At 71.8% G+C, this 26,732-nt stretch carries 32 protein-coding genes and 1 tRNA gene; 21 read left to right on the forward strand and 12 right to left on the reverse strand.

Annotation, left to right across the window (positions count from 1 at the left end; all coding sequences use genetic code 11):
• Positions 1–351 (reverse strand): HAD family hydrolase (locus AB0F10_RS12770; RefSeq protein WP_360623147.1); only part of this gene is annotated, 351 nt, incomplete at its 3' end.
• A gap of 130 nt (positions 352–481) precedes the next feature.
• On the opposite strand from AB0F10_RS12770, the gene AB0F10_RS12775 reads away from it, so the two are divergent.
• Together AB0F10_RS12775 and AB0F10_RS12780 are read left to right on the forward strand one after the other, a co-directional pair.
• Entirely contained in the window at positions 482–1,411 is a 930-nt protein-coding gene (locus tag AB0F10_RS12775) for a DMT family transporter (RefSeq protein WP_360623149.1), read from the forward strand.
• A 54-nt stretch (positions 1,412–1,465) separates the two neighbouring features.
• Complete coding sequence (locus tag AB0F10_RS12780) at positions 1,466–2,077, forward strand: hypothetical protein (protein WP_360623151.1); 612 nt, start codon at positions 1,466–1,468, stop codon at positions 2,075–2,077.
• Here AB0F10_RS12780 and AB0F10_RS12785 read toward each other — a convergent pair.
• A complete protein-coding gene (locus AB0F10_RS12785; protein ID WP_360623153.1) occupies positions 2,074–2,565 on the reverse strand; it encodes a DUF4190 domain-containing protein in 492 nt (163 codons plus the stop codon). The two genes, AB0F10_RS12780 and AB0F10_RS12785, sit on opposite strands and share 4 nt — an antisense overlap.
• Before the next feature lie 177 nt (positions 2,566–2,742).
• Here AB0F10_RS12785 and AB0F10_RS12790 point away from each other — a divergent pair, with 177 nt between their 5' ends.
• Positions 2,743–3,690, forward strand: coding sequence for an SDR family NAD(P)-dependent oxidoreductase (locus AB0F10_RS12790; RefSeq protein ID WP_360623155.1), 948 nt, complete (start codon positions 2,743–2,745; stop codon positions 3,688–3,690).
• Positions 3,691–3,738: 48 nt separating this feature from the next.
• Here AB0F10_RS12790 and AB0F10_RS12795 read toward each other — a convergent pair whose 3' ends face one another.
• The 4 genes from AB0F10_RS12795 to trxA form a co-directional block, all read right to left on the reverse strand.
• Positions 3,739–4,236 (reverse strand): DUF4190 domain-containing protein, encoded by a 498-nt coding sequence (locus AB0F10_RS12795; protein WP_360623157.1) that lies wholly within the window; start codon positions 4,234–4,236, stop codon positions 3,739–3,741.
• A gap of 111 nt (positions 4,237–4,347) precedes the next feature.
• Positions 4,348–4,755, reverse strand: a complete 408-nt coding sequence (locus AB0F10_RS12800; RefSeq protein WP_360623159.1) for a CoA-binding protein — start codon at positions 4,753–4,755, stop codon at positions 4,348–4,350.
• A 216-nt stretch (positions 4,756–4,971) separates the two neighbouring features.
• Positions 4,972–6,957, reverse strand: coding sequence for an intein-containing Rv2578c family radical SAM protein (locus AB0F10_RS12805; RefSeq protein WP_360623161.1), 1,986 nt, complete (start codon positions 6,955–6,957; stop codon positions 4,972–4,974).
• Positions 6,958–7,073: 116 nt separating this feature from the next.
• Positions 7,074–7,430: a thioredoxin gene (trxA, locus tag AB0F10_RS12810; protein WP_360623163.1), complete on the reverse strand. Its 357-nt coding sequence runs from the start codon at positions 7,428–7,430 to the stop codon at positions 7,074–7,076.
• 466 nt (positions 7,431–7,896) lie between these two features.
• Between trxA and AB0F10_RS12815 the strand changes: the two genes are divergently transcribed.
• From AB0F10_RS12815 to AB0F10_RS12845, 7 genes are all read left to right on the forward strand, one after another.
• Positions 7,897–8,538, forward strand: a complete 642-nt coding sequence (locus AB0F10_RS12815; protein WP_360623165.1) for an RNA methyltransferase — start codon at positions 7,897–7,899, stop codon at positions 8,536–8,538.
• 120 nt (positions 8,539–8,658) lie between these two features.
• Positions 8,659–9,327 carry a DUF6758 family protein gene (locus AB0F10_RS12820; protein ID WP_360623167.1) on the forward strand — a complete coding sequence of 223 codons (669 nt, stop codon included), beginning with the start codon at positions 8,659–8,661 and terminating at the stop codon, positions 9,325–9,327.
• Positions 9,328–9,457: 130 nt separating this feature from the next.
• Complete coding sequence (locus AB0F10_RS12825) at positions 9,458–9,616, forward strand: hypothetical protein (RefSeq protein ID WP_023562582.1); 159 nt, start codon at positions 9,458–9,460, stop codon at positions 9,614–9,616.
• Between the two features lie 9 nt (positions 9,617–9,625).
• Positions 9,626–10,537 carry a PH domain-containing protein gene (locus tag AB0F10_RS12830; RefSeq protein ID WP_360623169.1) on the forward strand — a complete coding sequence of 304 codons (912 nt, stop codon included), beginning with the start codon at positions 9,626–9,628 and terminating at the stop codon, positions 10,535–10,537.
• A 43-nt stretch (positions 10,538–10,580) separates the two neighbouring features.
• Positions 10,581–11,432: a PHP domain-containing protein gene (locus AB0F10_RS12835; RefSeq protein WP_360623171.1), complete on the forward strand. Its 852-nt coding sequence runs from the start codon at positions 10,581–10,583 to the stop codon at positions 11,430–11,432.
• A gap of 51 nt (positions 11,433–11,483) precedes the next feature.
• On the forward strand, positions 11,484–12,101 hold the full coding sequence (locus AB0F10_RS12840) for a MarC family protein (RefSeq protein ID WP_360623173.1): 618 nt from the start codon (positions 11,484–11,486) through the stop codon (positions 12,099–12,101).
• Between the two features lie 89 nt (positions 12,102–12,190).
• Positions 12,191–13,024, forward strand: coding sequence for a PD-(D/E)XK nuclease family protein (locus AB0F10_RS12845; protein ID WP_360623266.1), 834 nt, complete (start codon positions 12,191–12,193; stop codon positions 13,022–13,024).
• Here AB0F10_RS12845 and AB0F10_RS12850 read toward each other — a convergent pair.
• Together AB0F10_RS12850 and AB0F10_RS12855 are read right to left on the reverse strand one after the other, a co-directional pair.
• Entirely contained in the window at positions 13,016–13,858 is an 843-nt protein-coding gene (locus AB0F10_RS12850) for an oxygenase MpaB family protein (protein ID WP_360623268.1), read from the reverse strand. The genes AB0F10_RS12845 and AB0F10_RS12850 overlap by 9 nt on opposite strands.
• Before the next feature lie 139 nt (positions 13,859–13,997).
• Complete coding sequence (locus tag AB0F10_RS12855) at positions 13,998–14,432, reverse strand: Fur family transcriptional regulator (RefSeq protein ID WP_360623175.1); 435 nt, start codon at positions 14,430–14,432, stop codon at positions 13,998–14,000.
• A gap of 204 nt (positions 14,433–14,636) precedes the next feature.
• On the opposite strand from AB0F10_RS12855, the gene AB0F10_RS12860 reads away from it, so the two are divergent.
• Entirely contained in the window at positions 14,637–15,104 is a 468-nt protein-coding gene (locus AB0F10_RS12860; protein WP_360623177.1) for a DUF2231 domain-containing protein, read from the forward strand.
• A gap of 379 nt (positions 15,105–15,483) precedes the next feature.
• On the opposite strand, the gene AB0F10_RS12865 is transcribed toward AB0F10_RS12860, so the two are convergent.
• Positions 15,484–15,816 carry a translation initiation factor 2 gene (locus AB0F10_RS12865; RefSeq protein WP_360623179.1) on the reverse strand — a complete coding sequence of 111 codons (333 nt, stop codon included), beginning with the start codon at positions 15,814–15,816 and terminating at the stop codon, positions 15,484–15,486.
• Positions 15,817–15,873: 57 nt separating this feature from the next.
• Here AB0F10_RS12865 and AB0F10_RS12870 point away from each other — a divergent pair, with 57 nt between their 5' ends.
• Positions 15,874–16,056 carry a hypothetical protein gene (locus tag AB0F10_RS12870; protein WP_360623181.1) on the forward strand — a complete coding sequence of 61 codons (183 nt, stop codon included), beginning with the start codon at positions 15,874–15,876 and terminating at the stop codon, positions 16,054–16,056.
• Positions 16,057–16,240: 184 nt separating this feature from the next.
• Here AB0F10_RS12870 and AB0F10_RS12875 read toward each other — a convergent pair whose 3' ends face one another.
• The 3 genes from AB0F10_RS12875 to AB0F10_RS12885 all read right to left on the reverse strand — a co-directional run bounded on the left by AB0F10_RS12875 (position 16,241) and on the right by AB0F10_RS12885 (position 18,021).
• Positions 16,241–16,855, reverse strand: coding sequence for a hypothetical protein (locus AB0F10_RS12875; protein WP_360623183.1), 615 nt, complete (start codon positions 16,853–16,855; stop codon positions 16,241–16,243).
• Positions 16,856–16,981: 126 nt separating this feature from the next.
• Positions 16,982–17,347, reverse strand: coding sequence for an FmdB family zinc ribbon protein (locus tag AB0F10_RS12880; protein WP_360623185.1), 366 nt, complete (start codon positions 17,345–17,347; stop codon positions 16,982–16,984).
• Positions 17,348–17,415: 68 nt separating this feature from the next.
• Complete coding sequence (locus AB0F10_RS12885) at positions 17,416–18,021, reverse strand: 5-formyltetrahydrofolate cyclo-ligase (protein ID WP_360623187.1); 606 nt, start codon at positions 18,019–18,021, stop codon at positions 17,416–17,418.
• An 81-nt stretch (positions 18,022–18,102) separates the two neighbouring features.
• Here AB0F10_RS12885 and AB0F10_RS12890 point away from each other — a divergent pair, with 81 nt between their 5' ends.
• The 9 genes from AB0F10_RS12890 to AB0F10_RS12930 all read left to right on the forward strand — a co-directional run bounded on the left by AB0F10_RS12890 (position 18,103) and on the right by AB0F10_RS12930 (position 26,675).
• A complete protein-coding gene (locus AB0F10_RS12890) occupies positions 18,103–20,223 on the forward strand; it encodes a diguanylate cyclase (RefSeq protein ID WP_360623189.1) in 2,121 nt (706 codons plus the stop codon).
• 51 nt (positions 20,224–20,274) lie between these two features.
• Complete coding sequence (locus tag AB0F10_RS12895; RefSeq protein WP_360623191.1) at positions 20,275–21,192, forward strand: UTP--glucose-1-phosphate uridylyltransferase; 918 nt, start codon at positions 20,275–20,277, stop codon at positions 21,190–21,192.
• On the forward strand, positions 21,189–22,499 hold the full coding sequence (glp, locus tag AB0F10_RS12900; protein ID WP_360623193.1) for a gephyrin-like molybdotransferase Glp: 1,311 nt from the start codon (positions 21,189–21,191) through the stop codon (positions 22,497–22,499). The genes AB0F10_RS12895 and glp overlap by 4 nt, the downstream gene beginning before the upstream one ends.
• Entirely contained in the window at positions 22,499–23,140 is a 642-nt protein-coding gene (locus AB0F10_RS12905) for a GNAT family protein (RefSeq protein ID WP_360623195.1), read from the forward strand. The genes glp and AB0F10_RS12905 overlap by 1 nt, the downstream gene beginning before the upstream one ends.
• A gap of 180 nt (positions 23,141–23,320) precedes the next feature.
• Positions 23,321–24,103 carry a hypothetical protein gene (locus tag AB0F10_RS12910; protein WP_360623197.1) on the forward strand — a complete coding sequence of 261 codons (783 nt, stop codon included), beginning with the start codon at positions 23,321–23,323 and terminating at the stop codon, positions 24,101–24,103.
• 72 nt (positions 24,104–24,175) lie between these two features.
• Positions 24,176–24,249 (forward strand) — tRNA-Ala (locus AB0F10_RS12915).
• A gap of 746 nt (positions 24,250–24,995) precedes the next feature.
• Complete coding sequence (locus tag AB0F10_RS12920; protein WP_360623199.1) at positions 24,996–25,370, forward strand: hypothetical protein; 375 nt, start codon at positions 24,996–24,998, stop codon at positions 25,368–25,370.
• 74 nt (positions 25,371–25,444) lie between these two features.
• Entirely contained in the window at positions 25,445–25,834 is a 390-nt protein-coding gene (locus AB0F10_RS12925; RefSeq protein ID WP_360623201.1) for a VOC family protein, read from the forward strand.
• 79 nt (positions 25,835–25,913) lie between these two features.
• Entirely contained in the window at positions 25,914–26,675 is a 762-nt protein-coding gene (locus AB0F10_RS12930) for a metallophosphoesterase (protein ID WP_360623203.1), read from the forward strand.
• The last annotated feature ends 57 nt before the right edge of the window (positions 26,676–26,732 follow it).

The following is a 26,732-nucleotide window of genomic DNA, read 5'->3' on the forward strand; positions in this document are numbered from 1 at the left end:
GCTGATCAGCGCGGTACGCAGGCCACGGCGCTTGATCGCCCGCAGGACGCTCTCCGCGTCGGAGCGCAGCGTGGTGTCGGCCTTCAGGGCGTCGACGCGGGCGGGCACCGCGGCCTGCAGTTGCGCGGTCTGCGGGCTGCCGCCGGCCTGCTCGGTGACCCACCGTAGGGTGGCCTCGGCGGAGCCGAGGTGACCACGTGCCCGCACCTGGAAGGTGCGGTTCAGGACGCTGAGCACCGCGTCCGGGTCGCAGCCGAGTGCTCTGGCGATGTCGGCGTGCTGTGGCCCCCTCCGGATGGAGCGGGTCAGCGTTCCGAAAAAGTCGAACACGACCGCTTGGTACGCGGACATCGAAGACCACTCTCCAGAGGGATTGATGAAAATGCATCGGCGGCGAGCGTAACGACTGCCTCACTTTCCGTTCAACAAAACGTGACGACCTGTTATGCGAAACAGCAAGAAGCGACGGCGGGGGATGAATATGCGTTCAACGCCCGCACCGCTCACCGCGGCGGCGCTGACGGTGGCGGTGCTCGCGGTGTCGTCGTCGGCGCCGCTGATCGCGTTCGCGGCCGCGCCGGCCCTGGCCGTGGCGTTCTGGCGTAACGGGCTGGCCTTCGCGGCGCTCACGCCGATCACCGCCGGCCCTCGCCGATCCGAGCTCGTGACGCTGCGCAGCCGCACCGGCCTGTTCGCGGTGTTGGCGGGGGTGGCGCTGGCGCTGCACTTCGCCACCTGGATGCCGAGCGTGCAACTGGGATCGGTGGCGACGGCGACCGCGCTGGTGGCGACCCAGCCGGTCTGGCAGGGGCTGATCGCGGCCGCTCAGGGCCGCCGGCCGTCGACCGCCGGCTGGGTGGGAATCGGGCTGGCGGTGGCCGGGGCGGCGTGGGCCACCGGCATCGACGTGGGGGTGTCACCGCAGGCCGTGCTGGCCGACCTGCTGGCGCTGGTGGGTGCGATGGCGGCGGCGGTGTACACCGCCTTCGGGGAGCGGGCGCGAACCCGGCTGAGCACGACGACCTACACCTGGACCTGCTACGGGACCTGCGCGGCGCTGCTGCTGGTGGTCTGCCTGGTGGGCGGGGTGCAACTGCACGGGTACGACGAGCAGACCTGGGCGGCGATCCTGGCGCTGGTGATCGGCGCGCAGTTGCTGGGGCACTCGATGTTCAACTACGCGCTGCACCGGACCTCGGCCACGACGGTGAGCGTGCTCATCCTGCTGGAGGTGCCGGGCGCGGCCCTGCTGGCCTGGGCCTGGCTGGGTCAGGTGCCCCGGGCCGCGGCGCTGCCGGGGCTGGGACTGCTGCTCGCCGGGGTGGCCGTGGTGGTGCTCGGCGACGCCCGGGGCCGGCGGCGCTCGGCGATGGCGTCGCTCGCCGACGGCGCGGATCCCGCGGCCTGCTGATGTCGTTGAAACCCTGGCGGACCGTCACCGCGCACGGTAGAGAGGGTGGATGAGATGCGCCGTGATCGATACCTGGTCCGACTGCTGCTGCTCGGGGCGGTGCTGGTGACGAGCGCCTGCGGCGAGCCCGAGGCTCCGGAGCCCGGCCTGGTCGGCGGCTGGACCACGGCGGGATGCGAGTTCTCGCGCGCCCCCGAGACCGTGAACGTCGGCGGCCGGGCCCTGCCGTCGACGCCCGCGCCGCTCGCGGCGGCCATCGCGCGCATCGACGCCGGCGGCCGGGCCGACCACGCCGCCAGCTATGCCGGGCTGGAGGTCGACCAGCAGCGGGTGCGGGCGACCGTCTACCGGGTGCCGTCGGCCGCGTTCGACGACTTCATCCGGTTCAGCGCGCAGGACACCTGCATCGTGGTCCGCGACGCCGGGCACGGCCTGGCCGAGCTGACCGCGCTGCATGACCGGATCGTGGCGGACCTCGCGGCCTGGGAGGCCGAGGGCGTGCCCATCTCCACCGTCGTGGCCCGCCACGACGGCTCAGCGGTGGAGATCGGCACCCCCGACGTGGACCTGGCCCGCATCGAACTACCGCGCCGTTACGGGACCGCCGCCCCGCTGGCCTTCGTCGAGCAGGGCCGGGTGGTCCCGATGGCGGCGCCGGGTGGCTAGGACTGGTAGTCGCTCGCCAGGGCGATGGCCAGCAGGGTGACGCCGATCAGGCTGAGGCCGGCCATCACCCACCCGACGATGATCCCGGCCAGGGCCAGGCCGTCGCCGCCGGCGCCGGAGGCGCGGATCCGGCGCCTGGCCACATGGCCGAGGATCGCGCCGAGCAGGCCGAGCAGCCCGCCGACGCCCCACATGCACAGGCCGGGCACGGCGACGCAGGAGACGACCATCGACGCGATGGCCAGGCCTTCGGTCGGCGGCGGCCCCAGGTACGGCCCGCCCTGGTAGGAGTACGGACTGCCGGGGTTGCCGTAGTCGTAGCCGGTCGGCGGGCCGTAGCCCGGCGGCTGCGCCGGCGTGCCGTATGCCGGCTGACCGTAGGCGTAGGGCTGCTGCTCATAGCCCGGGGGCGGCTGGTAGGCCTGCACCGGCGGGTCCGGCGGCGGCGGGTAGGAACCGTCCGGCCCGGGCGTCGGTGGGTAGGTCATGGCGGCCTCCTCCGGCGCGTCGTCTCGGGCGCAAGGATAGATGCACCTGTCACGGTCCTGCTGTCCCGCGTACGCGGGGTGCCCGGTTATGCGCGGGCCGCGGTCGCCGAGCGCCATTGGCGTGCGCCACGGCCGGGGATGTTTGCCCCGGCACGCGGGAGCGGGCAGGATCGCCGCATGGTCTTCGACGCCCGTTCCGCCACCGGCAGCCGGTCACGGCGGGATGCCACCCGCCCCGCCGCCGGCCGCCGGCCCCGGCCTGCCGCGCCCAGTTCCGAGTCCGAGCAGGGCCTGGCTCCGGATCAGATCGCCGAGGCCGGGCTCGTAACCGACGAGCCCGAGGCCGAGACCGAGGAGGGCCCCGTGACGCTACGGCTGGACGGAAAGGTTGCCCTGGTGACGGGCGCGGGCAGCCCGGACGGCATCGGGTACGCGACCGCACGCCGGCTGCGTGACCTGGGCGCCCGGGTGGCGATCGTGTCGACGACGCGGCGCATCCACGACCGGGCGTCGGAGCTGGGTGTGACCGGCTTTGTGGCCGATCTCACTGACGAGGCCGAGGTCGGCGCGCTCGCCGACGCGATCGTGGACCAGCTCGGGGACGTGCAGGTGCTGGTCAACAACGCGGGTCTGGCCAGCCGCACGAGCCCCGAGGTGCTCCGCCCGGTCGCGCAGCTCACCTATGACGAGTGGCGCGCGGAGATCGACCGCAACCTGAGCACGGCGTTCCTGTGCAGCCGCGCCTTCGTGGGTGGCATGTCCGAGCAGGGCTGGGGCCGCATCGTCAACCTCGCGGCGACGGCCGGCCCGATCAACGCCCTGCCGACCGAGGCCGCGTACGCCGCGGCGAAGTCGGGCGTGGTCGGCCTGACCCGGGCGCTGGCGATGGAACTCGTCGCCGACGGCATCAACGTCAACTGCGTGGCGCCGGGCACGATCTACACGGCCGCCTCGACGGTAACGGAGATCAAGCAGGGCCTGGGAACGCCGATCGGCCGGCCCGGCACCCCCGACGAGGTGGCGGCGGCGATCGCCTTCCTGTGCTCGCCCGCGGCGTCCTACATCACCGGCCAGATGCTGGTGGTCGACGGCGGCAACAGCGTCCGCGAGGCCGAGTTCCGCTGAGCCGGCCAGCCCGATGGACGCGAACGTCCATCGGGCTCCCGATGCCGGTCAGTACGTCGTGTTGCCGCTCGACGCGATCGAGGCGATGACGATGATCGCGCAGAACAACGCGTAGCTGATGGTGATGATGTAGCCAAGCCAGAGGCCGGCGGTTGCCAGACCCGAGCCGGACTCGCCGGTCTGGCGTATCTGCTTCCTGGCGACGTGGCCCATGACGATCGCGGCGGGCGCGAACACGAAGGCGAACACCAGGCTCAGGATGGCCATCGTGTTGGTGGGCGCCGCACCCATGTAGGGCTGCTGCGCATAGGGCTGGCCGTAGCCGGGCTGACCGTACGGCGGCGGCTGGCCGTAGGGCTGGCCGCTGGCGGGAGCGCCGTAGGCCGGCGGCTGGCCGAAGGGCTGTCCGCTCGTGGGAGCGCCGCTGGCCGGGGCCGCATACGGGTCCTGCGAGTACGGCGAAGTGGGGTCATAGCCCGGCTGCTGCCCGAAGGGCTGCTGAGGCTGATACGGGTCTGGCGTGCCCCCGGCGGGCGGATAAGTCATTTCAGGTCCTCCTCGTTCACCCCGGCACGGTACTAGCCGACGGGAAGGATCGGGGCCCCGATGCGCGTGTCTGGTCGTCTCGGCCACATGTGTCGGCCGTTCGACCGCCGATCAGGCGAGCCTGCTGAGGCTTCCGATCGCCCGCTCGACGGCGAGGCAGCGATCCTCGACGTAGTCGATCCCGGCCTCGGTGGCTATCCGGCGAGCCTCGGCGGACACGATGCCGGTCTGCAGCCACACGGCGGGCGCACCGATGTCGACCGCCTGCCGGACGATCTCCACCGCGTCGTCGGCGGGCCGGAAGATGTCGACGAGATCCACGGCCTCGGGCAGATCGGCCAGGGTGGGCACGGCCTTGATCCCGAAGACCTCGTCAACGAACGGGTTGACCGGGATGATCTTCCATCCGTGCCGGAGCATCTGCAGCGGCACGCTGTGCGCCGGCTTGGCCGGGTCCCGCGAGGCTCCGACGACGGCGATGACGTTCGCCTCGGCCAGGATCTGCTGTGCGCTCCTCATGCCGTCGACTCTATCCACGCCGCGACCGCCCGGTCGATGTCGTCGTCGTGGCCCCGGGCCTCGTCAGCGCCGCAATCCCGCCGTGTGCCGCGCCGACCTGCCGGCGCTGATCGGGCACCTCGGCCCGCGGCTCCCGGCGGATCTGTCCCGGTCGGCCGGGTGAGCGGGACAGGCGACCGCCGCCGGGCCGATCCAGGGGCGGTCGGCCCGGCGTCTCTAGAGCAGGGTCAGCTGCCGGGGCTCGGCCCCGCGGCCCGCGGTGCGCTCCGGCGCGCCGCCGGTGGTGCCGGTGCCCGGGTGGTCAGCCGCCGGGGCACCGTCGACACCCATCGCGCGTGCCTCGCCGCCCGGCGGCCGGTGGAGCCGGTGACGCCGGGCCGCCATCCGGACCCGCGCGCCGATCTCGTTCTGGAACGTCTGCGGCAGGTAGGAGCCGCCCCGATACAGCTCCCGGTATTGGGCCGCAAGCTCGGGGTGCTCCCGGGTCAGCCAGGCCGCATACCACTCCCGGGCGCCGGGGCGCAGGTGCAGAGCCAGGGGCGTCACGCTCGTCGCGCCCGCCGCCGCGATGGCCGCCACGGTCTCCTCGATGGACTCGTCGGTGTCGGTCAGGCCCGGGAGGATCGGAGCCATCAGGACGCCGATGGAGAAGCCGGCGTCCGTCAGCCGGCTGATCGCGTCCAGCCGCCGTCGCGGGCTCGGCGTGCCCGGCTCCACCGCACGCCACATCCGCTCGTCGACGAAGCCGATCGACATCGACAGGCTCACCCGCGTCACCGACGCCGCCTGCCTCAGCAGGTCGACGTCCCGCAGGAGCAGCGTGCCCTTGGTCAGGATCGAGAACGGATTGGCGAAGTCGCGCAGCGCCGTCAGGATCTGCGGCATGAGCCGGTAACGGCCCTCCGCGCGCTGGTAGGCGTCGACGTTGGTGCCGATCGCGATCGAGTCACCCCGCCACCTCGGCGCGGCGAGCTCCCGGCGGATGAGCTCGCCCGCGTTGACCTTGACGATCACCTTGGAGTCGAAGTCGTGGCCGGCGTCCAGGTCCAGATAGGTGTGGGTGTTGCGGGCGAAGCAGTTGTGGCTCACCACGCCGTCGGCGACGAAGTCGCCCGTCCCGGTCGCGATGTCGTAGAGCGGGAGGGTCAGGCCGAGGTCCTCGATGTCGGCGACGGTCAGCTGTGCCTCGCCGCGGACGCCGACGCCCGAGGCGTCCAGGGGCGCGTCGCCGACCCCGGTCAGGTGGCGGAAGCGGAGCGCCGCCCACAGGTCGCGGGCGATCTCGACCGAGTGGACCCCGCCCAGCTGGGCGTGCGGTGGCCGGCGGCTCGGCAGGCCCAGATGGGTCAGCGCGTCCGTGATGCGGTCGAGGAAGCCGGGGTCGCGGCTGGTGAAGACGATGGCCAGGCGGTCGGCGTGGCCGGTCGAGCCGAACGCGCCGGCCAGGAAGCCGCGGTGCCAGCCGCCGGTCGGCGCCTCCGGCCAGCGGAGCGCCACGTGCATCGGGATGTCCTCGAGGTAGCCGTCCGCGCGGATCCAGGCGTCGCCCTCGCGGGATCCGGCGGGGGCACCCGCGTCGCCGCGGACCAAACCGCACAGATAGCCCGTGCGGTAGTCGGGTGACTCCTTCGGGGCGTCGGCGAAGCGGCCCACGCCGGACATCCGGTCGCCGACCGCGAGGGCCGGCAGCCCGGGCTCGGCGGGGCTGACGTGCCGCCAGCCGCGGTCGGTGAGGAAGCGGTGCTCGCCGCTCGCCACCAGCCGGGTGCCGTCCGCCAGGGTGACCCGGTAGGCGGGCCTCGACGTGGTCCAGTGGTCGAGCACCGTGGTCGGCACGTAGCGCCGGTGCGGCCCGGCACCCATCGTGCCGAGCACCGCGTCGCCGGTCCGCAGCTGCGAGAGCGGGCGGGTCGAGCCGTCGGCCAGCAGGATCGGGGTGTCGCCGCTCAGGCAGTAGGAACAGGCGTGCGAGCAGCCCCGATAGGGGTTGATCGTCCACTGGAACGGCAGCCGGGACGCGCCGGGCACCCGGTTGATCAGGGACTTGGCGCGGATCTCGTAGAACGTCATGCCCGCGAAGCCCGGCGTTTCGAACGTGCGGACGGTCGCTCCGGGCAGCGCCAGCGGCAGGGGTGGGGCCGCCGGCGCTGCGTTCGGGAGCGAGTCGTCGTCGGTGGCGCCCGACAGGTGTGACCATCGCATGCCGAAGATTCGAACACACGTTCGATCGACTGTCCACCCAGTACCGGAAGACGCACCAAAAGAGAGCGCCGCGGACCTTGATCGGTCCGCGGCGCCGGCGATCCGGGTGTCGGTGGCTACTTCGCGGCGAGCTTCTCGCGCACGTCGTCCATGTCCAGCTTCTCGACCTGGTCGATCAGGGACTCGAGCGCCGACTCGGGGAGGGCGCCGGGCTGCGAGAAGACGATGACGCCGTCGCGCACCGCCATGATCGTCGGGATCGAGCTGATCTGGAACTTGGCGGCCAGCTCCTGCTGGGCCTCGGTGTCGACCTTGCCGAAGGTGATCTCGGTGTGCTTCTCCGAGGACCGCTCGTAGGTGGGCGCGAAGCGGACACAGGGGCCGCACCAGCTGGCCCAGAAGTCGACCAGGACGATGCCGCCCTTGCCGGTCACCTCGTCGAAGTTCTCTGTGGTCAGCGCAACTGTCGCCATGATCTCTCCGTCCAGGGAAGAAGGCCACGGAAAAAGAGGCCTACGTGCGGTGCAAACCCATCGTCCGTCTGGATGATTCCCGGGTCCGGGCCGGGTGACACGTGGCCTGCGGCACCTTTTCCGTTCCGGGGAGTTGACCTTTGGGCAACCCATCGTAACGCAAAGTAGGGAGAGCGCTCTCAATCGTTAAGCGGCGTGTGGCGTCCAATTTGCAACAGGTGTGGCCCGCCTGGGCGGTCTCGCGCTTCCCTGGTTTGGCCCGATAGCGACATGTCGGCATCGAAGGTAATTGGCAACAAAGTTAAATGTGACCTGGGTCACTCTTGAAATCTCTTCACATCGATACGGAGGGTAAGGCAAACTTACCCGCAACAGAGCGTGGGCGGCGGGCGCCGGGGAGGGCCCCGCCGCTCATTGCGTCTCCCCCCAGGTGTGGCTCCGGTACCCCTGGTTAGCCTCCTGGACCATGGTGCTCGAAAACCCTGTCGCGATGGACGAGTCCGAGGTCGGTGTCGGTCCCTGGCCGGGCGAGTGGCCCGAGGGCGAGCACTACGACCCCGAGCTGCTGGCGCGGGGAGACCGGCGCAACGTCGTCGACCGCTACCGCTACTGGCGGCACGAGGCGGTGGTCGCCGATCTCGATCAGCGCCGGCACGGCTTCCACGTCGCCATCGAGAACTGGCAGCACGACTTCAACATCGGCACCGTGGTCCGCAACGCCAACGCGTTCCTGGCCGCCGAGGTGCACATCGTCGGGCGCAGGCGCTGGAACCGGCGCGGCGCGATGGTCACCGACCGGTACCAGCACGTGCGCTACCACCCGACGATCGAGGAGTTCACCGCCTGGGCGCAGGCCGCGGGCCTCTCGATCGTCGGCATCGACAACCTCCCGGGGTCGCGGCCCATGGAGACGGCGACCCTGCCGCGCGACTGTGTCCTGATATTCGGGCAGGAGGGGCCCGGGCTGTCCGAGGCCGCGCGTGCGGCGTGCGGCGCGGTCTTCTCGATCTCCCAGTACGGATCTACGCGGTCGATCAACGCCGGGGTGGCCAGCGGCATAGCCATGCATGCCTGGGTACGCGCCCACGCGGGCCCGCCGCCCGACTGAGCCGCGCGCCTCGCTGGTGATCATTTCGCCTGGTGAGCGGGCTGCGCGAAGCGCCCGGGTTCTGCCGATTCGCTTGACGCCGCCCCTGCGGACCCGCACCGTTAGAGGGTGGGCGTCACGGTGAGTTGTCCCCGTTGTGCTGCGCAGGTCCGGCCGCCGGATCTGATGCACAGCGACTGGCGCTGCGACAACTGTGGCGAGATCTCCCCGTTTCACGTCGCCGAGCACATCGGCCCCGACATCATCGAGAGCGTGCTGCGGCGGTCCGCGCCCACCGTCGAACACATGCCGCTCTGGTGCCCATGGCCGCTGCCGCCGGGCTGGATGGTCACCGGGGTCGGCTGGGCCGGCGACGACCGCGACGGCGTGCGGGCGACCGCGCTGTCGTGCAGCGGCCCGGAGCCGCTCGGTGGCGGCCCGGCCGACCTGGTGCTGATCGCGGAGCGTCCCGGCGTCGGGCTGGGCACCCGCTTCGCGGGCATCGTCGGCATCGATCCCGGTTACCTCGTCGCCGAGGCGATCGGCGGCCCGGACCCGGGTGGACACTCCGGCCCGCACGCCAAGATCCGGGTCGGCGGGCACCCCACTCCACTGTGGTGTGTCAAGTCCCCGGAAGATCGAAGCGCCTATGTGAGTGAGGCGAAAGGAATGTGGCTCTATGCGGTAGCGTGGCCCGCAAGCGCGGGCTACTTCCTCGCCGAGCATGTCGTCCTGCACGACCTGTCCGACGGGTTGCCGTCCGAGCTCGTGTACGGAGCGCCGTCACCCTACCTGCACGGCCGGGCCTGATGTGATTGGTCCGATCTGCGGGGATCAGTGTCGGCTTTACGGCCACATTGTTCACACTGAGCCACGAAACTGATACCGTGAGTATTGCCGCGGCGATGACCGTCACCCGCAACGGAGGAGAAGGCCCGCCATGATCAAGAAGGTTCTCACCTGGCTTGGCATCGCATTCTTGATCTTCTTCATTGCGTTCAACCCCAACTCGGCCGCTGCCGTGTTCGAGTCGCTGGGTAGCACGATCGGCGACATTGCCCGCGGTTTCGGAACGTTCTTCACCAACCTCGTCGCTTAACATCACCTGATGGGTCCTGGCGAGCCGCGGCAACCTGATGATGAGGGTGCGCGCCGCCCTCGGGACGACGACGAGAACTTCGGCTACGACGATCCGGTGTTCCGTGCCGAAGATCCTGAGTATGCGCAGGGTACGGCCACGCCCGGCCCCGGCTACTCAGCCGAGGCGAGCTACTCGCCCGACGCCGGTTATTCGCCCGACGCGGGCTACTCGCCCAGCGCGGGCTACGCCGGTTACGGCACCGACCCGCGCGACGACGACGAATATCGCGATCCGGGCGAGTATGAGGCTCCCGTCTTCACCGAAGAGGAGCTCAAGGGCCTCGGCGGCGACGGATCGGGTGTCCCCGGTGGACCGCGCCGGGTGCTGCCGCTGGAGGACGAGCCGACCACTCTGGTCTCGCGCTACCTCTTCCCGACCGAGCGCTACCGCGGCGAGTGGAAACGTCACTGGGTCAGCCTGTCGACCCCGCTGCTGATCGGCATCGGCGCGACTCTGCTGCTCGGCTACCTCGCGGGCTTCCTCACCCGGCAGAACGTAGACGGCCTGGTCACCGTGGCCGTGCTGGTCTGGCTGGGCGTCATGGGCTGGGTCGCCTGGCGGATCGGCGACTGGTATTTCGACCGCTTCATCCTGACCAACAAGCGGGTCATGGTCGTCAACGGCATCGTCACCCGAAAGGTGGCCATGATGCCCCTGCTGCGGGTCACCGACATGAAATACGAGCAGTCCGCGCTCGGGCGCATGCTGAGCTACGGCACGTTCGTGCTGGAGTCGGCCGGTCAGGACCAGGCGCTGCGCGAGGTCAAGTACCTGCCGAACCCGAACGAGCTGTATCTGCGCGTCGTCGAGGAGATGTATGAACCGCAGGCCGTCGAGGCCCGGCTGGGCAAGGACGGTGACGCGGGCGACGACGCCTGACGTCCGCGGCGTGCCGGGTGCGTTCACCCGGTAGCGTTTTCGAGTGACCAGAATCGACCTGCACTGCCATTCGACCGCGAGTGACGGCACACTGACCCCGGCCGAGCTGGTCCGTGCGGGCTTCGAGGCGGGCCTCGACGTGATGGCCATCACCGACCACGACACCACCGGCGGGTGGGCGCAGGCCGCGGCGGCGCGGCCGCCGGGCCTGACTCTGGTACGCGGCGCCGAGCTCTCCTGCCGCTGGTACGGAGTGGAGCCGACGATCCCGCTGCACATGCTCGCGTACCTGTTCGATCCGGAGGAGCCGAGCCTCGCCGCCGACCTGGCCCGGCTGCGCACCGACCGGGAGCAGCGCGCGGAGCGGATCGTCGAGCTGCTGCGCGCCGACGGCGTCCGCATCTCCTGGCCGGAGGTGCGTGACTACGCGGCCGGCGGCTCGGTGGGGCGGCCGCACATCGCGCAGGCGCTGATCCGGGCCGGGCTCGTCCGCACCACCGACGAGGCGTTCGCCTCGCGCTGGCTGGGCTTCCGTTACTTCGTACCGAAGGCGGATCTTGATGTTTTCGAGGCCGTCCAGGCCATCCGGGCCGCCGGCGGGGTCGCGGTCTTCGCCCATCCGAACGCGACCGTCCGGGGCAGCATCGTCCCCGACAAGCTGATCGTGGAGCTGGCGGCGGCGGGCCTCTTCGGACTCGAGGCCGACCACGAGGACCACAGCGTCGAGCAGCGGGCGCACGTCCGCGGGCTCGCCGACGAGCTGGGCCTGGTCGCCACCGGCTCCTCCGACTTCCACGGCAGCCACAAGACGGTCCAGCTGGGTGCGTTCGGCACCGCGCCCGACGCGTACGCGAGGATCGCCGCCGCCGCGACCGGAGTCCCCGTGCTGGGGTGACGATCGACGCAGTCGATCACGGCGCACCCCGATGCGCCCTAAGTTGATCGCGTGAACCTCAAGCTGTTCGGCGAGGCCTTCGTGACCCTTCTGGTGATCGTCGATCCGCCCGGCATGGTGCCCGTCTTCCTGGCGCTGACCGGGACGCTGCCCGCCAAGGAGCGGACCCGCGCGGGCACCCAGGCGGTGCTGCTGGCGCTCGGCGTCATCGTGGTCTTCGCGGTGGCGGGCCAGACGCTGCTCGACTACCTGCACGTCCAGCTGCCCGCGTTGCAGGGCGCCGGCGGCCTGCTGCTGGTCCTGGTCGCGCTGCAACTGCTGACCGGAAAGACCGACGAGCCGTCGGAGCAGACCGGGACGACAAACGTGGCGCTGGTGCCGCTGGGCACGCCGCTGCTGGCGGGGCCGGGCGCGATCGTGGCGACGATGCTCTTCGTGCAGCGCGCCGACGGGATGGGCGACTACACGGTCATCGGCCTCGCCATCTTCGCGGTCATGTTCACGGTCTGGCTGGTGCTGCGCTTCTCCGGCGGCATCGTCAAGCTGCTGCGCCCGAGCGGCATCGAGGTGCTGACCCGCATCGCCGGCCTGCTGCTGGCCGCCATCGCGGTGCAGCTGATCGCCGACTCGGTGGCGGCCTTCGTGGAGCTTTACACCACGGCGCCCTGATTCTTGTCGGAGGGTGCTGGCAGGATTACGGCGTGCCCAGGACTTCCCCCCGATCGGCCGCGGTGCCCGAGCAGTTGGGTTTCGCCGGCATGCCCGAGCGCCTCTTCGTCTGCACGCCGAGCAAGCTCGGCGCCTATGCCGACTGCCCGCGCCGATACCGCTACACCTACGTGGATCGGCCGTCCCCGCAGAAGGGCCCGCCGTGGGCGCACAACTCGCTCGGCGCGAGCGTGCACACGGCCCTGAAAAACTGGTATTCGGTGCCGGTCGAGCGCCGGGTTCCGGAGTCCCTGCCCACGCTGCTCAAGGCGACCTGGGTGCGCGAGGGCTACCGCGACGTCGATCAGGAGCGGGTGACCTACCGCAAGGCCCTCGGCTGGCTCGAGACCTACGTGGCCGGCCTCGACCCGGAGGACGAGCCGCTGGGCGTCGAGCGGACGGTGGCGACCAAGACGGCGCTGCTGGCCTTCAACGGCCGGGCCGACCGCATCGACTCGCGGGCCGGGGAGCAGGGCCCCGAGGCGGTCATCGTCGACTACAAGACCGGCCGCTCCGGCCTCGACGCGGACGACGCCCGCGGCTCGCAGGCGCTGGCCCTCTACGCCTACGCGGCCCAGCGGGTGTTCCGCCGCCCGTGCCACCGGGTCGAGCTGCACCACCTGCCGACCGGCACGGTCGCCGCGCACGAGCACACCGAGGAGTCGCTGGCCCGGCAGGTGGCCCGGGCTGAGGACACCGCGCGGGACATCATCGCGGCGGAGAAGGCGGTGGCGGGCGGCGGAGATCCCGACGCGGAGTTCCCCACGAACCCCGGCACGCTCTGCGGCTGGTGCGACTTCCGGCGCACCTGCCCGGCCGGGCAGCAGGTGCAGGGCAAGGACCCGTGGACCGCCGTCGAGCACCTCGAGCGCGCGTCAGGCTAGGCCGGCCCGTTCCAGTGCGGCGCGGCGCAGGGGTGCGACGCGGTATCGCTGCGGCACCGTGGCCAGGATCGCGCCCATGAGCAGGCGCAGCCCCCGGACCGAGAGGTCCGCCGACATGTCCGTGGCCGGCCAGCCCAGGCCGCCGTACATCCGGCGGGCCCAGGCGGGCAGCATGGCGACGGCGGTGCCGGCGATGCCGAAATAGGCCCAGCGGGTCGGGCCCAGGGTGAGGCCCAGCCGCAACGCCCGGCCGCCCCAGGCGCTCGGCACCGGCGGCACGGTCAGGAACAGGGCCGTCTCGGCGGCCTCCCGGCTGATGCCCAGCTCGGGGCGCATCCGTTCGTAGTAGGCCGCGATCTCGGCCGCCGTACCCGGGACGGTCGAGGGGTCCAGGCCGACGAGTTCCGCCGAGCGCAACTGCTCCGTGTAGTAGCCGTCGACCTCGTCGTCGGTCAGCCGCAGACCCGCGCGACGAGCCGTCGACAGGAACGACTCCACCTCGGCGACGTGCACCCAGCGCAGCAGGTCGGGCTCGTCGACGCGGAACCTCTCACCCGTACGCGGGTCCGTCGCCGACATCCGGGAGTGCAGCCGCCGGACTCGGCTCGCGGCCGCCTCGACCTCGGCGGTGGTGCCGTAGAGGACGGTGCCGACGTACTCGGAGGTTCTGTTCAGGCGGCCCCAGGGGTCGGCGCGGTAGTCCGAGTTCTGGGCGACCGCGGCCACCGCGCGGGGGTGCAGCGCCTGCAGGTAGAGGGACCGGAGGCCGCCCATGGTCACGATGGGCTCGCTGTGCACCTTCCAGGTGACCGAGTCCGGGCCGAAGAGGCCCAGGTCCCTCGGGCCTCCTGCAACGCGGTCCGGTTGGCCGAGCCCGGCGGGTGTCGACGGTCCGGACGCCTCCGGATCCACGCCGGATGGAGAATCGCTCACCGGTTCAGCGTGCCACGGCGGGCCGCAAAGTTGAACAGGTTCAGGCAGCGCGATCGGCGTTGCGTTCGCGTTGACAGGACGGGCACAGGCCCCAGAACGTCACTTCCGCCTCGTCCACCTCGAAGCCGTGGTCGACGCCCGGGTCCAGGCACGGGCGCTCGCCGACGGCGCAGTCGACGTCCTCGATCGCCCCGCAGCCGCGGCAGACGATGTGATGATGGTTGTCGCCGGCCCGGGCCTCGAAGCGCGCCGGGCTGCCGGCGGGCTCGATCCGCCGGGCCAGGCCGGCCCGGGAGAGCGCGCCGAGCACGTCGTAGACGGCCTGGGTGGACACCGAGTCGAGCCGTTCCCGGACCTGCCGGGTGATCTCCTCGACCTCCAGGTGGCCGCCCTGGGTCAGCACCTCGAGCACGGCCACCCTCGGCCGCGTCACGCGCAGGCCGTTAGCGCGCAGCACCTGCTCACCCGTCGACACCACACCATGACAGCACGCCGATCCGAGCGGCTCAACCTCGGTTCGGACCGCTGCGGCCTGCGCGAAGGCAGGTTCTCGGCAACATGGCCGCGTCCGGTGAACCGGAATGGTCAACTGCGCGTAGGCGGAGGCAGGGGGGATGTTTGCGGCGTCAGATATCTCTAGGCTGGCGGACCCGGTCCCGAACGAATCAAGGAGGTGGCCGTGTTCGATCTGATCAACGGCATGCCCGTACACGCTCTTGTGGTCCACGCGGCGGTGGTATTTGTGCCGCTCCTGGCCCTTGCGGCGATCGTCTACGCGGTCGTGCCGCGGTGGCGATCGAAGATCGGCTGGGCCGCCCTGCTGCTCGCGATCGTCGCGCCGACGGCGGCGTTGGTGGCCAAGCTGTCCGGCGAGAAGCTCTACGACCGCCGGGTGGCGGCCGGCATGAGCGGCCCGCCGCTGGAGGCGCTCGACGAGCACATGGGCTTCGGCACGCGGACCCTCTACTTCTCGCTCGGCCTCGGAGTTGTGACCCTCGTCATGGTGCTGATGGCGGGCCGCCGGCTACCCCGTGCGGCCGAGCTCGGACTGGCAGTGATCGTGGTGGCGCTCGCGGTGGTCTCCGGCTATTACGTGTTCAAGACCGGAGACTCCGGAGCTCAGTCAGTCTGGGGAACGACCTCCTGATGGTCCGCCGTCTCGGCCGCCGTGTGGGGTGGCGGCCGGGGCGGTAGCACCGCGCGCCGACAGGGCGATCAGTGCCTTTGGCGGAAGGCGACGCCCGGCGGCGGCGGGTCTCCGCGTTCGAGAGGCCGCGGCCCGCGAGCGTCAGCACCTCGCGTTCCCGGCCGTCAGCGCGGCGAGGTCACGGCATATCGCTTCGGCGGCCTCCGAACCCCGGCCCCGGCCTGCCGACAGCGGACGTGTCGGCGGCGCGGGGCATCCTGGCCGGGCGCCGCCCGCCTCGGGTCCGCCGGTACCTGGCGCAGGCCGCTTCATCATCACCGCGGGCGGCGTGATGCGACCTTGACGCAGGTCAGCTGCTCGGCATCCGACGGTGAGCCGGTCAGAAGATCACGCGACCGCAGAGCAGGCACATCAGGATCAGGGCGATCGCGCCCGCGACCAGGCCGACGCCGTAGGTCATGGTGCGCGCCGTGCCCTCGGACTCGTCGAGGACGTCCATGTTCTGGCCCGGCATGGATCGTGGCTGCGGGGGCTTCTGCACCATCGGCGGGCGCCACTGCGGCGACGGCGGGGGCGTGCGCGGCGGCCCCTGGTAGGTGGGCGTGCGATCGGGCTCGGGCACCGGGCGTCCGGCCCCGAAGGGCTCCGGCTCGGCACCGGGGCGCTGCCAATATGGGTCGTCGTCGGAACCGGTCGGGGCGCTCACGTTCATCGACGCTACATCTATCCGGTGCCGACAGTGCATCGCGACGCGGCCTACCCTCATAGCGTGGACATCCTGGACGAGCCCGAACGCGATGCCGACGCCGAGCGCACCGTGGACCTCGAGTCCGACGAGCTGCCGCTGCTGCCCGAACAGACCCGCGACGACACCGAGCGGGGCTGGGGCAACGGCGGCGACGACTCGAACGACGATCGCCTCCTTGAGGACCGGCCGCCGCACTGGGGCTGACCCGCCCGCCCCAAGCCCTCGCGGCGCCCGCGCCACGCCTGGTCCGCGTGGCGGGATTGCTGATCCGCGAGGACTGGCCCGCGCGGCGAGGCCCGCCGGTGCGCGGTGAGGTCCCGCCGGTCTGCGCGGCGAGACTTGCCGGTCTGCGTGGCGAGGCCCGCCGGTCTGCGGGGTGGGCGATGTGTCAGCCGTCGGGGCGGATCTGGACTGCGTAGCCGTGGTCGGCGCCGGTTACCGTGCGGCGGGCCTCGGCTGGGGTCAGGGCCAGCAGCAGCCCGCCTGTCGCCGGGTCGTCGATTCCCGACACGTCGAGGACCAGGGCGGCCTTGGCCACGGCCGGCGGGCTGCGGTCGTCGCCGGTCAGCCGGAACACGTCGACGTGGTCGCCCGGCCGCAGCAGCCGCAGTGCGGCCGGTTCCGCGAGACGGATCGGCACGCCCACCGTCCCCGCCGGCACGGCCGGACGGTTTCGGGTCATCGGAGCCCCGGCCGGGACCTGATCGGCTCGGGACGGCGGCTCGGTGGCGCCGTTCGGCTTCTGATCGTCGGTGCCTGCCGGTTTCGGCGATGTCGGCCTGCTGTCCGTGCGGGAGCCCGCCGGGCAGTCCATGCCGGCGCGGTCCGGCGGCCGCGCCGACCGGGCCGGCCCGGCGGCCCGGGGCGTGGCGCAGTTTTGTGTTCCTGACCACATCGCCGCCGCCGCGGTCGCCAGGAGCACCGCGACCACCACCGGCCTCAGCAGCGCCGCCCGGCCCGGGCGGCGCCAGCGGACCGGGTCCAGCCGTGGTTCCCCGCGCATCGTGGCCTCCTGACCGCCCCCGGGTGTGTCACCGGGGCAGAACGGTAGGCGGAAACGGCACATCCCGGCGGCCGTCCTGTGGACAACCCCGGGATGTGGACGAGCTCGGCAGCGAGCGCGGAACTGCTAAGAGGAGGACTTCGCCGCCGACGAGCCCGAGCTGGACGAGCTCGATCCGGAGGAGGACGAGGACGAGGACGCCGGCGTCGAGGACGACGATGAGCTGGACGTGGACGCCGGGGTGGTGGAGGACGACGAGTCCGACTTGCTCTCCGAGGAGGTCGACGCCGCCGGCTTCTCGGCGCTCACGTTTCCGGAGCGGGAGTCGTTGCGGTAGAAGCCCGAGCCCTTGAAGACGACGCCCACGGAGTTGAAGACCTTGCGGAGCCGGCCGCTGCAGTGCGGGCAGTCGGTCAGCGCCGGGTCGGAGAAGGACTGCACGGCCTCGAGCGGGGTACCGCACTCGGTGCAGGCGTATTGGTACGTGGGCACTGGTCCTCCGTGATACTCGCTGGCTTGGCACTCGTGGTCTAGGAGTGCCAATGCTCCGTCATCGGAGTTTATTTCGTCCAGTCCACCGTCTCGCTGAGGCCCTCGGCCGGTGTGATCACGGCGTGCACCCGGCGGTCGTGCGGCTGGGCCGGCACCGAGGCCAGGAATTCGCCGTCGTGCAGCAGGGCGACGGAGTACGCGTTCGCGGCCCGGGCCAGCGCCCGGTCGTAGGAGCCGCCGCCGCGGCCCATGCGCAGGCCCGAGCGGTCGACCGCCAGGGCGGGCACCACCAGCAGCGACGCCCGGGCCACCGCGTCCGGGCCGAGGCGGGGCCCGATCGGCTCGCGCAGGCCCCGTGGGCCCGGTCGCAGGGAGTCCGGCCCCTCGTAGCGGACCCAGTCGAGGTCGTTGTCCGGGAGCAGCACCGGCAGGATCAGCCGTCCCGCCAGCATCTCCGGCAGGTCGGCGCCGCCGGGTTCGGGACCTACCGGGACATAGCCGGCGACGATCGTGGGGGACTGTGCGCGTACGAGATTCTGCAGGGCGGCTTGGACCGCGGCCGCGGCCGACGCGCGGGTTTCCGGGGGGAGTGATCTACGTGCTGCGAGGAGTTGATCGCGCAGCGCAATCTTCGCAGTTCTTGATTTTTCCGCTTCACTGGCGAAATCCGGCATGCAACACCCCCTTTTGAAAACCGGCAAACGGTGCACACTATGTCAGCATCGCTCCAAAGAAGGCCACTTCCAGGAGGACATGTGACTCTGCGTGGCCGACTCACTACCGCTTTTCTGGCGGTCGTGCTCGGTCCGGTTCTGCTCGGGTCCTTCTTTGTCGGGATGACCGTCGCCACGGTGAGCCGGGATCGGACGGTCGAGCGACTCGATCATGCCGCGACGACGGTGCGCACCGCCATCGGTGCCGTGTGCCGGCAGCTGCAGGCCGCCGCCGACGCGGTCGCCGTGCTGCCCGAGGTCAGCCGGCGGCAGGCCGCCGACCAGATGGTCATCCGCGGCCTCGCCACCGAGATCCGGATCGGCGCCGGCGAGCCCGCCGGCCAGCGGGACTGCGCCGCGCCGGTCGCCGCGGGCACGGTCGTCGCGATCGTCGCCCGGGCGCGCCAGGGCGAGGTCGTCGTCTCCGCCGCCGAGCGGCTCGACGCGGGGTTCGTCAACCGGCTTGCCGCGTCCAGCGGCGCCGCCGTCACGCTGCTCACCGGCGACGGGCCGGGCGCGGGGCCGGCGCTGAGCTCCGAGCCGGACCGGGCGAGCAGGCGGATCGCCGCGGCGCTGCCCGACGGCCGGACCGGGCGCGGGCACCGGTCGGTGCGCGGGATCCCGGCCGAGCCCGGCCAGCCGCTGCCGCTCGCGGTCTCGGTGGCGAACTCCGACCCGAAGACGCTCTACGCCTCCCTGATCGTCGGGGTCGCCCTCGTCGCGATCCTCGCGATCGTCGTCGCCCGGCAACTGGCCCGCTCCACCACCCGGCCTCTCGAGGAGCTGGCCTGGGCGGTCGGCAAGGTGGCCGACGGCGAGCTGGGCACCCGGGTGCCGGCCGGGCGGGACGACGAGCTCGGCCGGCTGGCCGGCACGTTCAACCGGATGACCCGCGAGCTGCAGGCCTACGTGCAGGCGCTCACCGCCAGCCGCGACCAGCTCCGCGGCCACCTCGCGATCCTCGGCGAGACCCTCTCCAGCACGCACGACCTGCACCGGATCCTTCAGGTCATCCTGCAGACCGCGCTCTCCGCGACCGGCGCGCGGGCCGGGATCGTGCTGCTGCTCGACCCGGTCGACGGCCGGCTGGTTGCGCGCTGCGGCGAGGGGCTGACCGGGCGCTGGGACGTGCCCGAGGCCGAGCTGCCCGCGCTGCGCCTGACGCCCGGCGCCGGCGTCCTCGGCGCGGTCGCGGCCAGCGGCGAACCCCGGCGTGGCGTCCGCGGACTCGGCGCGAGCGTCCTCGACGAGCCGGCCTGCCGGACCTACGTGGCCGTGCCGATCTGCGCACCCGCGACGGTCGGCGACCCGCTGGTGCCGGGCGACGCCCTGGCCGGCGGGCAGCCGGCCACGCTCGGGGTGCTGGCGCTCTACGACCGGCTCGGCGGCGACGAGTTCGACGACGCGGACCTGCTCACCCTGCGGACCTTCGCCGGGCAGGCGGGGGTGGCCGTGCACAACGTGCGGGTGCACGAGGAGGCGCAGCGGCTCTCCCTGACCGACCCGCTCACCGGACTCTGGAACTACCGCTACCTGCGCGAGTCGTTGCGCCGCGAGGTCGAGCGGGCCAGCCGGTTCGGCCGGATGCTGACCGTGCTCGTGCTCGACCTGGACCACTTCAAGGACGTCAACGACACGTACGGGCATGCGGCCGGCGACACCGTGCTCGGCGAGTTCGCCCGCCGGATCCGGATCGGGTTGCGCGAGGTCGACGTCGCCTTCCGGCAGGGCGGGGAGGAGTTCGTGGTGCTGCTGCCCGAGACCGACGCGTACGGCGGGGTGATAGTCGCCGAGCGGCTCGGCGCCGCCGTGCGCGAGATCCCGGTGCCGATCGATCCACGCAGGCAGGACTCGGTGACCGGGCAGCCCCTCGACCGGGTCGCGATCAGCGTCTCGATCGGCATCGCCGTCTACCCCGAGCACGGCACCACGGCGCAGCAGGTCCTCGATGCCGCCGACGACGCCCTGTACGCGGCGAAGAACGCCGGACGAGACACGTACCGCCTGGCCGAGACCGTGCCGCTGCCAGCGGTGGCGGTGACCGACGCCGAGGTTTCGCCGGCCGTGCCGGAAGGGCAATTTGATCACGTCACTGGTCCAGACGTCGCGGCGCCGGGCGCGTCCGGCGGGCCACAACCGCCGCGACAGGGTCGCGGCCGATAGTCTCGCGGCATGTCCGGGCACGAATGGAGCGAAGGTACGGTGACTTCTCAGATGACGACGAAGGCCCATGCGAGCGGCCGTCGAGCGGTGAAGGCCGTCATTCCGGCAGCAGGGCTCGCCACCCGCTTCCTGCCGGCGACCAAAGCCGTACCCAAGGAACTTCTGCCCGTTGTGGACCGCCCCGTGCTGCAGTACATCGTGGAGGAGGCCGCCGCCGCGGGCATCACGGACGTCCTGCTCGTGACCGGGCGCGGCAAAACCTCGATGGTGGACCACTTCGACCGCCGCCCGGACGTCGAGGCCCGGCTCGAGGAGAAGGGCGACCTCGAGCGGCTGGCCGCCGTCCGGCGCACCAGCGAGCTCGCCGACATCTACACCTGCCGACAGGGCGAGCCGCTCGGGCTCGGGCACGCCGTCGGCGTCGCCGCCTCGCACATCGGCGACAACGCGTTCGCCGTGCTGCTCGGCGACGAGTTCGTCGAGGAGGACAAGCCGCTGCTGCCGGCGATGCTCGACCTGCAGGCCCAGACCGGCGGCATCGTGCTGGCCTTCATGGAGGTCAAGCCCGAGGAGACCTCCCGGTACGGCATCGCCTCGGTCGCGCCCTCGGCCATCGGCGGCGACGACGTCGTCGAGGTGACCGGGCTGGTGGAGAAGCCGTCGCCCGAGGAGTCGCCCAGCAACCTGGCCGTCCTCGGCCGCTACATCCTGCCCGCCAAGATCTTCGACGCGATCCAGGACACCAAGCCGGGCAGCGGCGGGGAGATCCAGCTGACCGACGCGATGGCCGCGCTGCTGGCGGACGGCACGCCGGTGCACGGGATCATCTACCGCGGCCACCGCTACGACACCGGCATGCCGCTGGGCTACCTGCAGGCCGTCGTGCAGCTCGCCGCGAAGCGGGAAGACCTGGGCGCGGAGTTCCGTGCGTGGCTCGGCGAGTTCGTCGCCGGCGGTGCCAAGGGATGACCGCTACGGCCGATGCCGAGGCGGCCGCCAACGAGCTGATGCCTCTCGCCGAATACCTGGGCAGTGTGTTGCGCAGGTTGCGGGCGCTGCCTCCGCTCGACCTCGACCTCACCCAGGCGCACGGCAACGTCCTCGCCGGCGACGTGCTCGCCCCGCACCCGTACCCGGCCTTCGACCAGTCGGCCATCGACGGTTACGCGGCGCGCTGGGAGGACCTTGCCGCCGCCGGGCGGATCGGCTCACACCCGTCGTTCGGCAGATTCGAGGGCGGCCCCCGGCCGGTACGCCTCAACGTCGTCGGCGACCTCGGCGCGGCAAGCTGGCGGCCGGTGCGGCTGACCCCCGGCACCTGCTTCTCCGTGGCGGCCGGCGCGCCGCTGCCGATCGGGGCCGACGTCGTCGTGCCGGTGCACTGGACCGACCAGGGCATGGCGGCGGTGGAGATCCTGCACGCGCCCAAGCGCGGCTCCGGCGTCCGGCGCGCGGGCGACGAGTTGCCCGTCGGCCGGGTGCTGGCGCCCGCCGGCTCCTACGTGACCCCGGCGATGGTGGCCGTCTTCGCCGCCTCGGGCATCGGGCACGTCGTCGTGCGGCCCAGCCCGCGGGTCGTCGTGGTGGCGACCGGCGACGAACTCGTCGACGTCGGCCGCCCCAGCCAGCCCGGGCAGGTCGTCGACGCCAACTCGCACGCGCTCACCGCCGCGGCCGTCGAGGCGGGCGCGCTCGCGTACCGGATCGGGATCTGCGACGACGACCCCGAGGGCCTGCGCGGGCTGCTCGAGGACCAGACGCTGCGGGCTGACCTGATCATCACCACCGGCGGTACCGGCACCGGGCCGGGCGACATGCTGCGCCGGGTCCTGTCCCGCCGCGACCACGGCCGGGGCACCGTCGGCTTCACCGACGTGGCGCTCTGCCCGGGCGCGACACTCGGCTTCGGCACGGTCGGCGGCGAGGAGGTTCCCGTCGTCTGCCTGCCCGGAGAGCCCGGCGCGGCCCTGATCGGCTTCGAGGTGCTCGCCCGTCCCGTCATCCAGCTGCTGGCCGGCTCCGAGCCGGTGTTCCGGCCCAGCGTCAAGGCGCACCTGCTGGAGACCGTCTCCTCGCCCGGCGGGCTGCGCGAGTTCCGCCCCGCGCACGTCGCGGAGCGGCGCGGTGGCGGCTATACCGTGCAGCCACTCGCCGGAGGGCCGTACACTCTGTCCGGCCTCGCCGAAGCCAACGGTCTGCTGGTGCTCGGCGAGCGGGTCACCTCGGCGGCTGCCGGGTCGACCGTCGACGTGTTGCTGCTCGACCGGAGGCGATGATGCTGGGGTCCATGCCCGGATGGCCCGCCGTCCTGGCGGACGGATCCGTGCTGCTCAGGCCGTACCGTCGCGGTGACGCGCAGGAATGGTCCGCGGTGCGGATCGCCAACGAGGCCTGGCTCAGCCCCTGGGAGTCGTCGCCGCCCGGACCCTGGTCCGAGATGAACTCCACGCGCGCCTACCTCTACGTCTACCGCGACATGAAACGCGCCGCCCGGCGCGGCGACAGCATGCCCTTCGCGGTCTGCCTCCGCGAGGACGACGGCAGCGAGCGCCTCGTCGGCCACATCAATCTCGGCAGCATCGTGCGGCGGGCGTTCAGCTCCGCGTACGTGGGCTACTGGGTCGACTCACGAGTGGCCGGGCGCGGGGTGATCCCGACGGCGCTGGCGCTCGCCGTCGACCACGCCTTCGGCGCCGGCGGGCTGCACCGGGTGGAGATCAACATCCGGCCGGAGAACGGGCCCAGCCGGCGGGTCGTCGAGAAGCTGGGCTTCCGCGAAGAGGCCTACCACCCGCGCTACATGCACATCGACGGCGCCTGGCGCGACCACCTGGGATTCGCGATGACCAGCGAAGAAGTAGCGGCCGAGGGTGGGCTGGTCGCCAGGTGGCGGCGGCTGCGCGCCAACGCCGGCTGACCCCGCACCAGCCCGCGAAACGCCCGGCGGTCGATGTGCCGAAATGATCATCAGGACGGTACCGCCCCGGCGCGGCGCGGCGATTTCCGCAGCTCCCGCCCGTAACCTCGGGGAGATTGGGACTTTTGTGCGCCCGGGTCGCCGCCCGGACGCCCTTCGAGGCTGACGGGAGGGGTGAGGGTGCCGACCTCGGTGCTCCTCGCCGTCCTCGCCGCGGCCGGGTTGCTCGCCCTCGCACCCGCGCTCGTGCGCCGGTACGACGCCACCGAGCGCCTGGCGGCGGAGCGGGCGTCGTCGACGGCTCGGGTGCTGCAGCGCCGCCGTCGGCTCCGCACTGTGCCCGGACGCCGACCGGTAAACCCCGGACGCCGGTATGTGGTTACGTCGCGGACCCTAACGGGTGATCCTGCGCCGGTCTCCGTCACCCCCACCCCGCCGCCGCCCTCCCGGCGGTTGCGGCTGGTCCCGGCGCGCCGGCCGGCGCGCCGTCCACCCGTACGCCGCAGGCAGACGCCCGCCGTCGTCCGGCGGCGCCGGGTGTTCGCCGCGCTGCTGCTGCTCAACGTCATCGAGTTGATCGGCGTGCTCGCGGTCGGGCCCGGCTTCTGGATCGGCTTCGCGGTCACCGGCACGCTGCTCGGGGTCTACCTCGTACACCTGCGCAACCGGGCCATCGCGGACAAGCACCGCCGGCGCGTCGAAGCCCGGGAAGCGGCCTGGCTCGCCGCCCGGCAGGCCGAGGTGCGCCGGGAACAGGCCCGCCGGGCGGCGGCCCGCCGGGAGGCACAGCGCCGGCTCGCGGCACAGAAGGAAGCCGTACGGCGCTCGGCGATGGGCCTCAACCGCGACCCCTCGGACCTGCCGGCGGCCGTCAACGGCGGCTCGGTGTCCTACCGGCGGGGCGGCGGGCTGCGCGGACGGGCCTACGAGGCGGGCGGGCGGGGGTCCTCATACCCGGCTTGATGATCTTTGGGAGGGTGATTCGCGGGGCAGCGGGAAGACCTGTTAGCCTTGCTGCGGTCCTACGGGACCGGAGGGGCTGTGGCGCAGTCTGGTAGCGCACCTCGTTCGCATCGAGGGGGTCTGGGGTTCAAATCCCCACAGCTCCACGAGTACCTGAGTGCCTCCTGTCCGCGGAATGCGCGGACCGGGGGCACTCGTCATTTCTCCTCCGGGGGCCGAGCCCCCGGAAACCCCGCGCTGTATCGGTTGCGGTGGTTGTCTTTCTCGCGGTGGCCCTTTGGTTGCGGTGGTGGGCTCGCTTCGCTTCGCTTGCTTGCCACTTCGCATGGCTTGGCCGCTTCGCTTCGCTTGGCCGCTTCGCTTCGCTTGGCCGCTTCGCTTCGCTTGGCCGCTTCGCTTCGCTTGCTTGCCACTTCGCATGGCTTGGCCGCTTCGCTTCGCTTGCTTGCTGGTTTGCTTGGCTTTGCTTCGGTTCGCTTGCTTGGCTTGCTTTGGGTCGGGCGCTGGTCTGGGGTTTGAGGGTGGGTGGACTGGGTCGGGGGAGCGGTTGGCGTTTGCTTGACGTGGATTTCGTCTCGGCATCGCTTGAGGGGTGGTGGTGCGGTTGGTGGCGGATCTGGACGTGTATCTCAGCGGGCCGTTTGTGCGCCGCTGAATGGGGGCGGGTTGGTTGACGCCTGATTCGAGATCGTTTGACCCTTGGACGGCGATGGCTGGGTCGGAGGGGCGGCGAGCGTTGCCGCGGTCGCGGGCTGGGAGGCGAATTCGCGGGGTCGTGGCTGCCTCTGGGTACGCGGATTTGCGTACGGGAGGGGTCGTTCCGTGGTGGACGACCGGGAGGTGGCGGCGCCGGATCCTGGCACGGTACGCAAACGTCGTCAGGGAGGCGCACATGGAACGCAGGCAGAGGCTGCGGGTGGCCACGGTCGCCGGGCTGTTGGTCGGGGCGGCCGGGATCGGCATGCTCTGGGCCGGGGGCGTCGAGTTTCCGGTGGCGATACCGCCGGGCATCGTCATCCTGCTGGTGGGCGCCGCGTTCGTGGCGCTGGCACCGTGGCGGTGGGCTCCGGCCATCGGGATTCTGCTGGGTGCGTTCATCACCGTCGGATTTCTGGTCAGCCCCAACGGTATCGACAACCTCACCGGGCAGTCGGGCGCCGTCGTGGCGGTCGGGCAGGCCGTCCAGCTGGTCGGGGTGATCGGGGCGATGGTCGCCGGCGTTCTCGCCCTTCGCGCCGGATACGCGCCGGCCCGGCTACCCGGGTGACGGTCCGGGCCGATCCTTGTTGGACGCGCGGCCGCAGCGGTGCGGGGGAGCGGGAATGTTGGCAGACTGGGCTGGTGCTGGGACGAAACTCAAGTCACTTCTGGGGCGTGGTGCTCGACGCCCCCGAACCACTCGAGCTGGCGCGCTTCTACGCCGCGCTGATGCGGTGGGAGATCGTCAAGGACGAGCCGGACTTCGTGGGCGTCGCGCCCGGCGGCAATCACGTCGAATATCTGGCGTTCCAGAGGTCGGCGGATTACGAGCGTCCTACCTGGCCGAACGAGGCCGGGCACCAGCAGATGATGATGCACCTGGACATCGAGGTGCCGGATCTGCCGCGGGCGGTCGCGGCGGCGGTCGCGGCGGGCGCGACCGAGGCGAGCTTTCAACCCCAGGACACCGTCCGGGTCATGCTCGACCCGGTCGGTCACCCCTTCTGCCTGTACGTCGACAGCAGCGTGTGACGCGTACGTCCTGTAATTGACGCTGTAGGGGTTACGACCTTTCGGTTGTGCTGGGCGGACAGCGCTGGATCATGGCGGCATGACGTCGTTCATCGCGCAGCTCAGCGACTCGCACATCACCACCGGGCCGCTGGGTGGGGGCCCCGCCGCCGGGCTGCAACTCGCCCTGTCCCGGGTCATGGCCCTCGATCCGTTGCCCGACTGCGTCGTCATCACCGGCGACCTCACCGATCACGGCCGGCCCGACGAGTACGCGGCGCTGCTGGAGATCATCGGGAGCTTTCCGCTGCCCCTGCACCTGACCACCGGCAACCATGACTGCCGGGACGCCCTGCTCGCCGCCGTCGGCGGCGAGGCGCACTACGCGGTCGAGTATCCGGAGTTCACGCTCGTGGCGCTGGATTCGCTGATTCCCGGTTCGCCGGCGGGGCGGCTCGGCTCGGCACAGCTCTCCTGGCTCGACGACGTGCTGCGGCGCAGGCCGGAGGTGCCGGCGCTGATCGGCGTGCACCATCCGCCGATTCCGGTCGGCATCCGCTTTCTCGACGGCATGCGGCTGCTCGACGGCGACGCTCTGCGCGAGGTCGTCTCCGGCCACCCCCACGTCGTGCGGGTCATGGCCGGCCACGTGCACCGCTCCATCACCGCGGGTTTCGCCGGCAGCGTGCTCACCGTCGCGCCCAGTCTCTGGCGGCAGGCGGGCCTGCTGTTCGGCTCGGACGAGCCGCCGGGCTACATCGCCGAGCCCACCGGCTTCCTGCTGCACATGATTGACGGTGATGCATGCGTCACGCACAGTGTCCAGGTCAGTCACACCGCCGCCCTGCTCGGCGCATACTGACCGCCGCTGGGCGCACGAGATCAAGAAATGTCGTACGCCGGAGATACGGTCGACTTG

It is taken from the genome of Actinoplanes sp. NPDC026623 (assembly GCF_040638275.1).
Taxonomy (GTDB): domain Bacteria; phylum Actinomycetota; class Actinomycetes; order Mycobacteriales; family Micromonosporaceae; genus Actinoplanes.